This is a genomic window from Paraburkholderia sp. BR10141, from assembly GCF_056155635.1.
The window spans coordinates 46,228-57,088 of record NZ_JBMIQH010000046.1 but is presented as its reverse complement, the minus strand read 5'-3'; the positions used below and the strand labels follow the sequence as shown (position 1 = coordinate 57,088).

Sequence of the window (10,861 nt, the reverse complement as noted above, 5' to 3'; positions counted from 1 at the left end):
GTCTGGGCCGCGTGCTGCTCAACGATCCGGCCACGGGCGTGATGCGCCACGCGGATGCCGGCTACGAACTCGCGCAGCAGACCGCGCGCGAGGCGGGTCTCAAGCTGCCGATGCTCGGCCGATGAGCAATGTGACGCCGCCGTTAAAATGCGGCGGCGTCACACTTGCGAGTGCTCGCTCAGAGCGTTTCGGGCAGCCGGTGTGAGTCGTTGTCGACGCAACAGACTAGCACTTCGGCATCCCCGGCACCCGTGCTGAGATACACGTGCCCCACGGCGCTGTCGAAGTAGAGGCTGTCGCCGGGCGACAGCCTGAAGACGGTGCGGTTTTCAAAATGCAGTTCCAGCTCACCGCGCAGCAGGAACAGAAACTCCTCGCCGCTGTGACGGATGTAATCGGGAAACGCGTCCATCGTGCGGGCGTGGATGCGTCCGCGCATCGGCACCATGCGCTTGCCGGTGAGGTCGTTAGCGATCATGCCGTACTCGTAGTTCGGCGTGTCGTAGATCATTTGCTTGCCCGCGCGCGTGAGCGACGGCTTCATCGGGCCGGCCGCCTTGCGCTTCCTGCGCCCGAAAATCGTGTCGAAGTCCACGTTCAGCGCGTGCGCGAGCGCCGCGAACTTGTCATAGGTGAGCGCAATGTCGCCGCGCTCGGCCTTCGAAATCGTCGAGACGGCGATACCCGATAACTCCGATAGCTGCATCAACGTCAAGTCGCGTGCCTTGCGCGCCTCGCGCAGGCGCGTGCCGACGGCCGCGTGGTCGATTTCTGTTGCCGCCTGTCCGGTTGCTTTCCCGGTTGCGTGCTCAGTTGCGTGATTTCGTGCTGCGCTCTTTGCCATGAAAGGGACGGTTCCCGGTTACGGGTTTTGTCGTATACGAGAAATAATTTTTTCTCGTATATGATAACTCGCATCTCGACCCCCTTTGAAGGAGCAGCGTCGTGGCCTCAATCGCACTGGGAAAAACGGGTCTTTCGAAGGGCCAGGTCATTGCCGCGACGACGCTGGGCACGGCGCTCGAGTACTACGACTTCACGGTCTGCAACTTTTTCGCGATCCTGCCGTGCGGCGTCGATCATGCGGGCATGCCGTTCGGACTCCAGATCGTGGGCCCGTTCCGCGGCGACATGAAGACGCTCGCGGTCTCGCAGGCGCTGGAAACGGCGTTTTCAGCGTATCCTCATCTGCGTCGCCCGCGTCCCGATCTCGCGCGCCTGACGCGAGCCAATCCGGCACTGACGTCCATTGTCACGGCGCCTCCCGTTTACAACCCGGCCGGTAGCGACGCTGCCGGTCTTTCGGCGGTATGAACATGAGCAACGACATCCAAAGACTGCAAACCAACGCACGCATGAGCCAGGTGGTGATCGCCAATGGCGTGGTGTATCTCTCGGGCCAGGTGCCCGATACCGCAGGCGCGCCGATCGACGTTCAGGCAACCGAAATCCTCACGCGTATCGACAAGCTGCTCGCATCGGCGGGCGTGGACAAAACGCGCGTGCTGACCGCGAACGTGTGGCTGAGCGACCCGAAGCATTTCGACGCGTTCAATGCCGTATGGGACGCCTGGGTTGCGCAAGGGCAGGCGCCCACGCGCGCCTGCGTGCAGGCCTTGCTGATGCGACCGGGCCTCGATGTCGAAGTGGCCGTCACCGCACTCGCCTGAGTGCCTTCGAGCCAGGAACTTTACGTGATGAATTTCGATTCGGTCGTGCTTGGCGGCGGTATCGTCGGCGTCTCGGTGGCATTGCAATTGCAGCGGCGCGGCCTCTCGGTCGCGCTCGTTGACCGCAGGGCGCCAGGCAATGAAACATCGCACGGCAACGCGGGATTGATCCAGCGCGAGGGCGTCTACCCCTATGCGTTTCCGCGCGAGCTTTCCACGCTGCTGCGCTACGCGCGCAACCGCTCGACGGACGTGCGCTATCACCCGGGGGCGATGCCGAAGTTGCTGCCGTTTCTCTATCGCTACTGGCACCATTCGCGCGCCGACCGGCACGCCGAGATCGCGCGCGCGTATGCCACGCTCATCGAGCATTGCGTGATCGAGCATCGCGCGCTGATCGAGGAGGCGGGCGCACAGGCACTGTTGCGCACCAACGGCTGGATGAAGGTGTTTCGCAGCGCGGCAGCCATGGACGCCAAGCTGGCCGAAGCACAGCGCTGGCAGCGCGAGTACGGCGTGGGCCACGAGGCGCTGGATAGCGTGGCGCTGCGCGCCGCCGAGCCCGCGCTCAGCCACACGCTGGTGGGCGGCGTGCGCTACACCGATTCCGATTCGGTTAGCGATCCGAATGGAGTGGTGACGGCCTACGCAAAGCTATTCGAACAGCTAGGCGGCCGCGTGATGATTGGCGACGCCGCGACGCTCGAACCGTCGTGGCGTGTGATGACACAGGATGGCCCCGTGCTGGCGAAATCGGCGGTCATCGCCATGGGGCCGTGGTCGGGCGATCTCACGGCGCGGCTGGGCTACGCGTTGCCGCTCGCCGTGAAACGCGGCTATCACATGCATTACGCGCTCACGAACGGCGCGAAGCTGAACCAGCCGGTGCTCGACGCCGAAGCGGGTTTCCTGATCACGCCCATGGTGCGCGGCACGCGCCTCACGACCGGCGTCGAACTCGGCTTTCGCGATTCGCCCAGGACGCCGGTTCAACTCGAAGCCGTGGAGCCGCTCGCGCGCGATATCTTCCCGCTCGGCGCGCGGCTCGATGCCGAGCCGTGGCTGGGCCGTCGCCCCTGCACGCCCGACATGATGCCGATCATCGGGCCCGCGCCGAAGCACGACGACCTCTGGTTCGCGTTCGGCCACGCGCACCACGGCCTCACGCTCGGCCCGGTCACGGGGCGCCTGATCGCGGAAATGATGACGGGCGCGCCGACGGTGGTGGACCCACGGCCCTTCCGCGCCGAGCGGTTCTGACGCGGCGCGCACCGGCGCACGTGTTTAGAACCGGTAGTTGAGCCCCGCGAACGCCGTGATCTCGCGGCGGCTCTCGGTGATCGGGCTGTCGGCGGCGTAATGTTGAAGGCGTCCGAACGTCGCGTTCACCGAACCGACCCAGTGCTTCGAGAAGTCGTGCGTCATGTAGAACGTCATGTGCAGATCGCGAATGCCCGCGCCCGGCGAATAGGCCGGCAAGCCGGATGCCGCACTCTCATCCGGCGTCACACCGAACAGCGTGCGCGTGTAGACGCCGTTGGCCCACGTGAGCCCCGGTCCCACCGAGAACAGCCAACCCGTTAGCGGCAGCGACACATAGAGGTCCGCCGTTGCCGTCGTACCTTGCCCGTGGCCGCTGATGTCCTGGTACATCGCAACCGCGCCCGTGAACGCCCACGCCGTGTAATCGGCGAAGAGGCGCAGCTTGGGGCCGTCATCGACATTGCTCAAGCCGTGCAGATGCGGGTCGTCCGACACGGTGCGCGACTGGAAGTCGAAGCTCAGCGAAGCGCCCACATGGTAGTTCTCCGCGGAAATCACGTTCACGCCCAGCACGTCCGGCCCTTGCGAGAAGAAGCGGTCGCGGTACGAGATATCGAGCGACGGGAACGGATAGAACTTCATGTGGCGCGCGCCCGGATACTCGGGAGCGAAATAGGCGCCCGGACCGATCGAGATTTTCCACGGCGAGTCGGTTGTTGCGGTACTGGACGTATCGGTATCGGCCCACGCGTGCGAGGCCAGGGTCAGCGCGGCGACGCACGCCAGCCCTTTCATTGCTACGGATTGCTTCACGTATTTTTCCTTCCCACTGCCGCCAGTTGGCGCAAACGCCGGGCGAGCGCCTTGGAGACGACCGGCGCGTCTTTCGCGCCGCGCGCGACTTCGCTCTCGCGCAGGAACAGGGCCGTTTCGCGCGCAACGATCTCGCGTTCGTTGTCCGAGGTGATCATGTGATACGAATCGTCGAGCCACAGCGTGCGCAGGAAGTTCGAGCCGATGCGGTCGATCACGTGGCGCGGATTGCGCGGGCTCGACGTTTCGTCGTCGATCGCGTGGATCACGAGCGTGTCGTTTTCGATCGCGGGGACATCCTTGCGCGCCGCGCGCGCGAGGCGCAGCGCCTGATGCAGCGCGGGCAGCGCGATCGTCGAGGGGCCGACCTCGCTGAAGTCGCTGCGCTGCATGGCGCGCGCGATTTTCTTGCGCAGCGCTTCGTTACGCACGCCGAACGGTTCGGCCTCGCGATAGCGGTAGCGGTGGCGCAGCGGCGTGAAGTATGCCCAGTCGAGCAGGAAGCGATACCACGGGATTGCCCAGCCGTCGTAGGCGAGCGTGAGCGAGAGCAGGACCAGCGACTGGGCTGCGGGGCGCTTGCGAATCAGACGCAGCGCAAGCGCGCCGCCGATCGACAGCCCGCAGATCGAGACGCGCTCGTAGCGCGCCGCCAGGGCGTCGAACTCGCGCGCGGCGTTTTCGACCCATTGTTCCATCGGCAGCTGGTCGGTGCCGGCGCTATAACCGTCGATGACGGGGGCGCATACCGTGAACCCTTCGCCCTGCAGATAGCGCGCAAGGTAGCGCAGCTCGATCGGCGAGCTGGAGAGTCCATGAAGCATGAGCACGGCGTGGCCGTCGCCTTCGCAGAAAAAGCGCGTGGATTGCACGGCTGGCGCTTCGGCAGCGGCCAGCTCCAAGTCGAGCGTCGCCATGTCAGCTCTCCGTGCGCAGCACGAGAAAATCGCCTGCGTGAGTGGTGAAGCGTTCGCAGTTGCAATTGACGTGCCGGTACTCGCGCCTGGGCTGCTCGTTGCGCAGACGCACGCGATGATGGCCCGGCGACAGTGCGTGCGTGAGGCGCTGCACGTCGTCGGGATGCAGCGCGTCGAAGAGCGGACCGGGCGCGACTTCGGCGGCGGCCGGCAGCGCTTGCGACATGCTCTGTCCCACGCTCGCGCGCTGGGCGGCATTGCGCTCGAGCCCCTTGATGAGGATGAAGCCTTCATGATGCTGCGCGAGATGCCGCAGCAGGCGATGCGTTTCGTCGACGGCGCGGCGCGCCAGCGCGCGCTCGTTGTCGTGGCGCAGCAGCATTTCGTAGCGGGACTGCGCGACGGAGGTGATCAACTGCGCGCGAAACTGCTCGCGTCGCAGACGCTCAATCAGCGTAATCACGATGATCGTGACGAGCGGATAGGACACCATCAGGATCACATCGCGGGTGTCGAGGAATGTAATGTAATTGTAGGGAGGCACGAACATATAGTCCGCAATGGCGAGACCCAGCACCATCACGGTCAGCGCAGGCGCGAGGCCGAGGAAGTATTCGACCAGCGAAGCGGCAATACAGAACGTCGTGCCCGGCATCATCGGGCCGAGCAGGGGATGGAGTGCGAAGCGGATGGCGCTCGCGAGCACGAGCGCGCCAGCGGCAATGCACCACCGGCGCGGGCCTCTTGGCGCCCAGAGGCGGGCGTTACGGACTTTCATGGTTTCCCGGGTCGCCCGCCGCGTGACGGGCCGTCGCGCGCGTATTGCGCATGGGCAATCGCTGACGCCTTAGTTGTGAGCAGTGCAAGGAATTCGACAGGAACGGCAAAACGGAGCAGCGGTGACCGGCCTGTCACCGTCAGCCCTCTGACGATTTTTGCGTGTCCCGGATATTACCACTGTTTACAATCATCGGATCAGCCGTGCGAGACCGCCGGGAAACCGTGGGAGCTTTAGACGTCAGGCTTCCACGTCGGCCAGGCTGAAGATTCCGGTCTTGTCGTTATACGAAAAGATTTCGGCGTAGCGGCCCCAGGCAATCACGGTGTCGAGCGTTTCCTCTGCGGCGTCGTCGGCAAGCAGATCCTCCAGTTCCTGCTCGAAGCGCACGCGCGGGGCGCGATGTCCAGGGCGCTCGTTGAGCACCGTGTTGATCCGCGCGGCCAGCGGCACGTTGCGCAGCAAATGTTCGGCGAACATCAGCTTGCGCTCCTGCGTACTGAATTCGTTGAAGGTCTTGCCCGCGTGCGTGAGCACCACGTCGCCTTCGCTGACCTCCGCAAAGCCGAGATACTGCAGCATTTCCGCGACCGGGAAGAGCTCGTCGACCTCCAGTTGCAGCGCTCGCGCGATTTCCGGCATGTCTGCGCGGCCGTTGTAAGGCGCGGCGGCCAATGTTTCGATCAGGCCCGCCATCAGGTTCACCGACATGCCCGGCAGCCAACTGCCCGGTTCGAGTTCGGGTTTCGCCGGGCCGCCCGGCTGGCGCGCGGTCATTTTCGCGTAGATCTCGTCGACGAGCGCGCGGAACGCCGGGTCGAGGCGATTGCGCGGGTGCTTGAACGCCACCGGAATTTCGGCCACCACGCGGCCGGGGTTCGACGACAACACGAGAATGCGGTCGCACATGAATACCGCTTCCTCGATGTTGTGTGTGACGATCAGCACCGACTTGATCGGCAGGCGGCCTTGCGTCCACAGGTCGAGCAGGTCGGTGCGCAGCGTTTCGGCAGTGAGCACGTCGAGCGCGGAGAAGGGCTCGTCCATCAGCATCAGCGTGGGATCGACCACGAGCGCGCGTGCAAAGCCCACACGCTGGCGCATGCCGCCCGACAGCTCGCGCGGATAAGCGTTTTCGAAGCCGTCCAGACCGATCAGGTCGATCGCCGCGAGCGCGCGCTTGCGCCGCTCGTGCGGGCCGACGCCGATCGCCTCCAGTCCGGCCTCGACGTTTTCCAGCACCGTGAGCCACGGGAACAGCGCGAAGGTCTGGAACACCATCGCGACGCCTTCGGCCGGACCGCGCAGCGGTTTGCCGAGGTAGTTCACGTCGCCGCTGGTAGGCGGAATCAGGCCCGCGATGATGCGCAGCAGCGTGGACTTGCCGGAGCCCGAGCGGCCCAGCAAGCCGACTATCTCGCCTTCACGCAGCGTGACGTCCACGTCGTCGAGCACCAATTGCTCGCTCGGGTTCTTGCCGAAGCCGCGGCACACGTGCTGGACGCACATCACGTCCTGGCCGATGCGGGGCCGCGTCTCCGCCATGTCGGGAGCGATCGTTTTGAGGTTTTGCATGAGATTGATACTCAATCAAGGCGAAGACAGGACTCGGCATACGCGTACAACAGCCGATTCATGGCGAAACGAAAAGCGCGCGAAAGGGAATATTCAACTCACGGCCACGATCAGGGAGCGCTTCGCTCTTTTAACGATGGCGAAACTTCGTGACCGGAGTTTGGCAGAACTTAGGAAAGCCGGGACTTGATGCGGCGCCACAGATTCTTCCAGGGGTGACGGCGGACAGGTTCGAGCGACAGCAGCGCTTCGTAGTGCGCGCGCGCCTCGTTGACGTGAGGCAGATGCGACAAAAGCAGACCGAAAATCATGATGTTTCTCCGGACGTCTGGCGTGTATGGGCGAGTGCGAAGCCCGCAGACGCGGGCGCAAGCGCTCGCGAGGTCGCGCCAATGCCAAGCAGAGCAGAGATTCGATTCTGAAGGTTGAAGCAACGCGATTGAAAGAAATGGGAGTCTGCGGGGCTGTTGCTGGCCGGCCTCGTGTTTATGCTTTTTTTACTTGCTTTTTGGCCTGCGTGCCCAATACAATCCGCCCCGTCATAGCAAAGGAGTCCTCCGTGGACGCATGTTCTAGTAGTGGAAGTCCGATGCCGGCCAGCGCCGGCAGCACCACCGCGAGATAGTCGCCGCAGGTTCACTCCTTCGCCGCTAACTCGCTTACGCCGGGTTAGCGCGCTTCGTTACTGACTGGTCTCAGTCGCCTTCGCGACCAGTCTGCCAGCAGCACGCTCCCTCTTGTCGATTGCCATTTGCAAGCTTGCTTGCAGGAATGGCTGCGCTTTCGCATTTCGTCCGCTTTTGAAGCGGTCAACGCGGGGGGATGATGTTCGTCTTTCTTTTTCCTGTTTTTCAGCTGCGCGCGTTGCGGACTGTCTGCCGTCGCGCACGGGCGCTGATGGCCGCAGCGGCGCTCGCCTGCCTGCACGGCTTCGCTTTCGCGGCTGCGGTTCGCGCCACGCCCGCCGGCGTGCGCCGCCGTTCGTTGCACCTCGCACGCCGCGTCGCGTATGTGGCGGCGCGCGGCGCGCTGCGCACCGTTCACGCGGGGCATCCGCTCACGCCCATGGGTTACGTGCTTCTCGGCGCGACCGTAGCCGCAGCCGCACTGGTTTCGCTGCTGTGCGCGTCCGCTTGCGCCTGCACCTCCGAGCCGGAGCGCCCTTTATGTCGGCATTCGGGCTTCGCGTAGAAACCTGCGCGCCGGACACAGTTTCATCAAGCTTCGCAGGCACGCTCTGCGTTGAATAGCGGCCTCGTCCGCAACTTACTACAGCCCCACAAATACTATGAAAAACATCCTCAAGAGCAGGCTGCTCGGTTCTGGCGCACCTATTACACTGAGCGCGGTTCTCTCGCTGGGCGTCGTGCCCGCCGCCTTTGCGCAGACCAGCAGCGATAATGCGTCCGCCCAACCGGCTCCGCCTGCAGCTGCTTCGTCATCGGGTGCAGCGGATCAGCAACAAGCGCCCGCTGCCGATCAGAGCGCTGCCGCGCCGACGGGCCTTTGGGAACGCTCGAATCTCTTCGGCGACATGGGCGGCTTGCGGCCCTGGCTCGCCCAGTACGGCTTGTCGTTCGGCCTGCAGGAAACCAGCGAGTACATGGGCAACGTGAGCGGCGGAACGAGTCGCGGCGGCGCCTATCAAGGTGTGACCGAGTTCAGCCTCGGCATGGACACGCAGAAGGCGTTCGGTTTGCCTGGCGGCATCTTCAATGTGTCCGGCTTCCAGATTCACGGCACGAGCCTGACTTCGCGCAATCTGCAAACGCTGCAGAACGCGAGCGGCATCGAGGCCGATGCCTCGACCCGCCTATGGGAATTGTGGTACCAGCAGACGTTGCCCGGCGACAAGGTCGACGTGAAGGTCGGTCAGCAAAGCCTCGACCAGGAGTTCATGGTCAGCCAGTATGCGAATACGTTCATGAACGCGACGTTCGGCTGGTCGGTGGTGCCGTCCGTCGATCTGCCAGCGGGCGGCCCTGCGTATCCGCTTTCGTCGCTCGGCGTGCGCGTGCGTGCTACGCCTACGGACGCGATCACCGTGCTCGGCGGCGTATTCGACGGCAACCCGGCGCCGGGCGATGGCGACCCGCAAAAGCTCAACGCGAGCGGCACGAATTTCAACCTGGGCAATGGCGCGCTGGTGATCGGCGAAATTCAATACGCAATCAATCAGCCGCCCGCCAATAATTCGGATCCCAAACCAGGTGGCATGCCCGGTACCTACAAGCTTGGCTTCTGGTACAACAGCAACCGCTTCGCCGATCCGGCAACGGGCGTGACGGGCGTGGGCGGCCCGGTCAGCCATCGTGGCAACTACAGCATTTATGCCGTGGCGGACCAGATGGTGTGGCGTCCGAGCGCCGATAGTCCGCAGTCGGTGGGCGTGTTCGCGCGCGTGATGGGCGCGCCCGGTGACCGCAACCTGGTGGACCTCGGGATCAACGCGGGCGTGACGCTCAAGGCGCCGTTCAAGGGACGCGACAACGACGTGGCCGGCCTGGCCGTTGGCTACGCGCACATCGGCTCGCATGCGCAGGACTACGCGAGCGCCCAGGCGGTCTCGACGCCCGGCTACCCGTCGCGCAGCGCGGAGACAGTTCTGGAAGCGACTTACCAGTATCAGATCGCGCCATGGTGGCAATTGCAGGCGGATTTTCAGTACTTCTTCCGCCCGGCCGGCGGTATTCCGGACCCGCAGAACGCGTCGCGACGTATTGGCGACGAGGCGGTGTTCGGCGTGCGTACGACAGTCGCGTTCTGATTGGAAGACGCCGCTCCTGCCGCTGGCTTGGCGGCGGCAGGAGCATGCAGGACGACGAGGCGTTGCGTGGTCTGCCCGAAAATCTGAGCGAAAGACGAGGGAAGACCCCGATTGGTCGTACTTGCGATTGATCTAGACTCCAGGGGCAAGTGCTGCGCAGTTATTCGATGCGGCACCAGTTTCCAGACGCAGATTTCGTTCCATGAAGCATCCGATCCAGGGATGGCTTTTGGGTGTCTCTCTGCTGGCGCTTGCCAGCGTCTCGGCGGCCGAACCCACCAAGTCGGCGCACACCCAGAAGCCCGTCCAGAAGCACGTCCAAAAGCACGTCCAGAAGGACGCGAGCGGCCGCGCCCCGAAACACGCCGTTGCGGCCGCACCGGCGCCGGCGGCGCCATCCGTCTCTTTGCCCGCCATTGCGAAGCGCTTCGAGTACCAGTCGCCGTTTGAACGGCAGTACGACGCGCATCTGGCGAAGACCACCGCTGCAACGCCTGGCACTCCGGATGAGACCGGCGGCGCGGTCGATGCGGCAGGCAACGGGGCGCGCACGCCCGGAGCCCAGGTTGACGGCAACGGCATCCCCAACCAGGCGCTCCATCCGCAAACGCCGCCGCTCGTCACGGTCGGCGACTGGGATCTCTCCGCCGATGCGCATCTTCCGCTGTCGCGCTCGCATGACACGGGGGCGGCGATCAGCGCCAGGCATGGGTTCTAACGCGCGGGCCGAACATCCCCCGCCACCCGCTTCCTTACCGCCGCGAGGTAATTGGTAAGGCATAGCCGTTGTGACACGTTGCTCCCGGGAATGCGAATGAGGCGAGTCAGTAAGCTGACAGCCTCAACTTCCGCAAAAAAATCCTCCCGGACCCACGCCCCATGTCACAACGACGCCCAACCTGTTCGCGCATTCTGGGTCAGTTCCTGCTCCCCGTGCTGCTCAGCTCGACGCTGATGCTGCAGGGCTGCGCGACCACCGCGGAAAATATTGCCCTGGGTTTTGGTCTCGGCTCGGTCGGTACGATCTCCGCCCTGGGTTGCCTGCTCGCCTGCCAGATGAACGACGCGCGCTGGTAGC

Annotated in this window: 13 protein-coding genes and 1 pseudogene; 8 read left to right on the top strand and 6 right to left on the bottom strand. The window is 64.4% G+C overall.

Annotated elements, in window-relative coordinates; translation table 11 throughout:
- Positions 1-125, top strand: a 125-nt coding sequence (locus tag ACOJB8_RS36770) for a hypothetical protein (protein WP_343676248.1), incomplete at its 5' end; no start/stop codon positions are given.
- A 53-nt stretch (positions 126-178) separates the two neighbouring features.
- On the opposite strand, the gene ACOJB8_RS36765 is transcribed toward ACOJB8_RS36770, so the two are convergent.
- The gene (locus ACOJB8_RS36765; protein WP_475017067.1) at positions 179-844 is read right to left on the bottom strand and encodes a helix-turn-helix domain-containing protein; all 666 of its coding nucleotides are present in this window, start codon (positions 842-844) and stop codon (positions 179-181) included.
- A 218-nt stretch (positions 845-1,062) separates the two neighbouring features.
- On the opposite strand from ACOJB8_RS36765, the pseudogene ACOJB8_RS36760 reads away from it, so the two are divergent.
- From ACOJB8_RS36760 to ACOJB8_RS36750, 3 genes and pseudogenes are all read left to right on the top strand, one after another.
- Positions 1,063-1,314 (top strand): annotated as a pseudogene (locus ACOJB8_RS36760) (amidase); the annotation flags it as partial.
- A 2-nt stretch (positions 1,315-1,316) separates the two neighbouring features.
- Positions 1,317-1,670 (top strand): RidA family protein, encoded by a 354-nt coding sequence (locus tag ACOJB8_RS36755; protein WP_406951304.1) that lies wholly within the window; start codon positions 1,317-1,319, stop codon positions 1,668-1,670.
- A 27-nt stretch (positions 1,671-1,697) separates the two neighbouring features.
- The gene (locus ACOJB8_RS36750; protein WP_475017065.1) at positions 1,698-2,930 is read left to right on the top strand and encodes an NAD(P)/FAD-dependent oxidoreductase; all 1,233 of its coding nucleotides are present in this window, start codon (positions 1,698-1,700) and stop codon (positions 2,928-2,930) included.
- A gap of 24 nt (positions 2,931-2,954) precedes the next feature.
- On the opposite strand, the gene ACOJB8_RS36745 is transcribed toward ACOJB8_RS36750, so the two are convergent.
- The 5 genes from ACOJB8_RS36745 to ACOJB8_RS36725 form a co-directional block, all read right to left on the bottom strand.
- Positions 2,955-3,728 (bottom strand): MipA/OmpV family protein, encoded by a 774-nt coding sequence (locus tag ACOJB8_RS36745; protein ID WP_368683341.1) that lies wholly within the window; start codon positions 3,726-3,728, stop codon positions 2,955-2,957.
- 14 nt (positions 3,729-3,742) lie between these two features.
- On the bottom strand, positions 3,743-4,570 hold the full coding sequence (locus ACOJB8_RS36740; protein WP_256094613.1) for an alpha/beta hydrolase: 828 nt from the start codon (positions 4,568-4,570) through the stop codon (positions 3,743-3,745).
- Positions 4,571-4,664: 94 nt separating this feature from the next.
- Positions 4,665-5,441 (bottom strand): DUF4118 domain-containing protein, encoded by a 777-nt coding sequence (locus ACOJB8_RS36735; protein ID WP_069263232.1) that lies wholly within the window; start codon positions 5,439-5,441, stop codon positions 4,665-4,667.
- 240 nt (positions 5,442-5,681) lie between these two features.
- On the bottom strand, positions 5,682-7,016 hold the full coding sequence (locus ACOJB8_RS36730) for an ABC transporter ATP-binding protein (protein WP_475017063.1): 1,335 nt from the start codon (positions 7,014-7,016) through the stop codon (positions 5,682-5,684).
- 170 nt (positions 7,017-7,186) lie between these two features.
- Complete coding sequence (locus ACOJB8_RS36725) at positions 7,187-7,327, bottom strand: hypothetical protein (RefSeq protein WP_176732856.1); 141 nt, start codon at positions 7,325-7,327, stop codon at positions 7,187-7,189.
- A 511-nt stretch (positions 7,328-7,838) separates the two neighbouring features.
- Between ACOJB8_RS36725 and ACOJB8_RS36720 the strand changes: the two genes are divergently transcribed.
- From ACOJB8_RS36720 to ACOJB8_RS36705, 4 genes are all read left to right on the top strand, one after another.
- On the top strand, positions 7,839-8,207 hold the full coding sequence (locus ACOJB8_RS36720) for a hypothetical protein (RefSeq protein ID WP_475017061.1): 369 nt from the start codon (positions 7,839-7,841) through the stop codon (positions 8,205-8,207).
- A gap of 97 nt (positions 8,208-8,304) precedes the next feature.
- A complete protein-coding gene (locus ACOJB8_RS36715) occupies positions 8,305-9,783 on the top strand; it encodes a carbohydrate porin (protein ID WP_368727694.1) in 1,479 nt (492 codons plus the stop codon).
- A gap of 202 nt (positions 9,784-9,985) precedes the next feature.
- Entirely contained in the window at positions 9,986-10,501 is a 516-nt protein-coding gene (locus ACOJB8_RS36710) for a hypothetical protein (protein WP_368683112.1), read from the top strand.
- A 161-nt stretch (positions 10,502-10,662) separates the two neighbouring features.
- Positions 10,663-10,860 (top strand): hypothetical protein, encoded by a 198-nt coding sequence (locus tag ACOJB8_RS36705; protein ID WP_141710627.1) that lies wholly within the window; start codon positions 10,663-10,665, stop codon positions 10,858-10,860.
- Position 10,861 lies beyond the last annotated feature (1 nt).

Excerpts from the sequence above, each read along its gene's own strand:
- ACOJB8_RS36755 (WP_406951304.1), top strand. The coding sequence starts at position 1,317 with ATGAGCAACGACATCCAAAGACTGCAAACCAACGCACGCATGAGCCAG.
- ACOJB8_RS36750 (WP_475017065.1), top strand. The coding sequence starts at position 1,698 with ATGAATTTCGATTCGGTCGTGCTTGGCGGCGGTATCGTCGGCGTCTCG.
- ACOJB8_RS36765 (WP_475017067.1), bottom strand. The coding sequence starts at position 844 with ATGGCAAAGAGCGCAGCACGAAATCACGCAACTGAGCACGCAACCGGG.
- ACOJB8_RS36735 (WP_069263232.1), bottom strand. The coding sequence starts at position 5,441 with ATGAAAGTCCGTAACGCCCGCCTCTGGGCGCCAAGAGGCCCGCGCCGG.
- ACOJB8_RS36715 (WP_368727694.1), top strand. The coding sequence starts at position 8,305 with ATGAAAAACATCCTCAAGAGCAGGCTGCTCGGTTCTGGCGCACCTATT.
- ACOJB8_RS36740 (WP_256094613.1), bottom strand. The coding sequence starts at position 4,570 with ATGCTTCATGGACTCTCCAGCTCGCCGATCGAGCTGCGCTACCTTGCG.
- ACOJB8_RS36745 (WP_368683341.1), bottom strand. The coding sequence starts at position 3,728 with ATGAAAGGGCTGGCGTGCGTCGCCGCGCTGACCCTGGCCTCGCACGCG.
- ACOJB8_RS36710 (WP_368683112.1), top strand. The coding sequence starts at position 9,986 with ATGAAGCATCCGATCCAGGGATGGCTTTTGGGTGTCTCTCTGCTGGCG.
- ACOJB8_RS36730 (WP_475017063.1), bottom strand. The coding sequence starts at position 7,016 with ATGCAAAACCTCAAAACGATCGCTCCCGACATGGCGGAGACGCGGCCC.
- ACOJB8_RS36705 (WP_141710627.1), top strand. The coding sequence starts at position 10,663 with ATGTCACAACGACGCCCAACCTGTTCGCGCATTCTGGGTCAGTTCCTG.
- ACOJB8_RS36725 (WP_176732856.1), bottom strand. The coding sequence starts at position 7,327 with ATGATTTTCGGTCTGCTTTTGTCGCATCTGCCTCACGTCAACGAGGCG.
- ACOJB8_RS36720 (WP_475017061.1), top strand. The coding sequence starts at position 7,839 with ATGATGTTCGTCTTTCTTTTTCCTGTTTTTCAGCTGCGCGCGTTGCGG.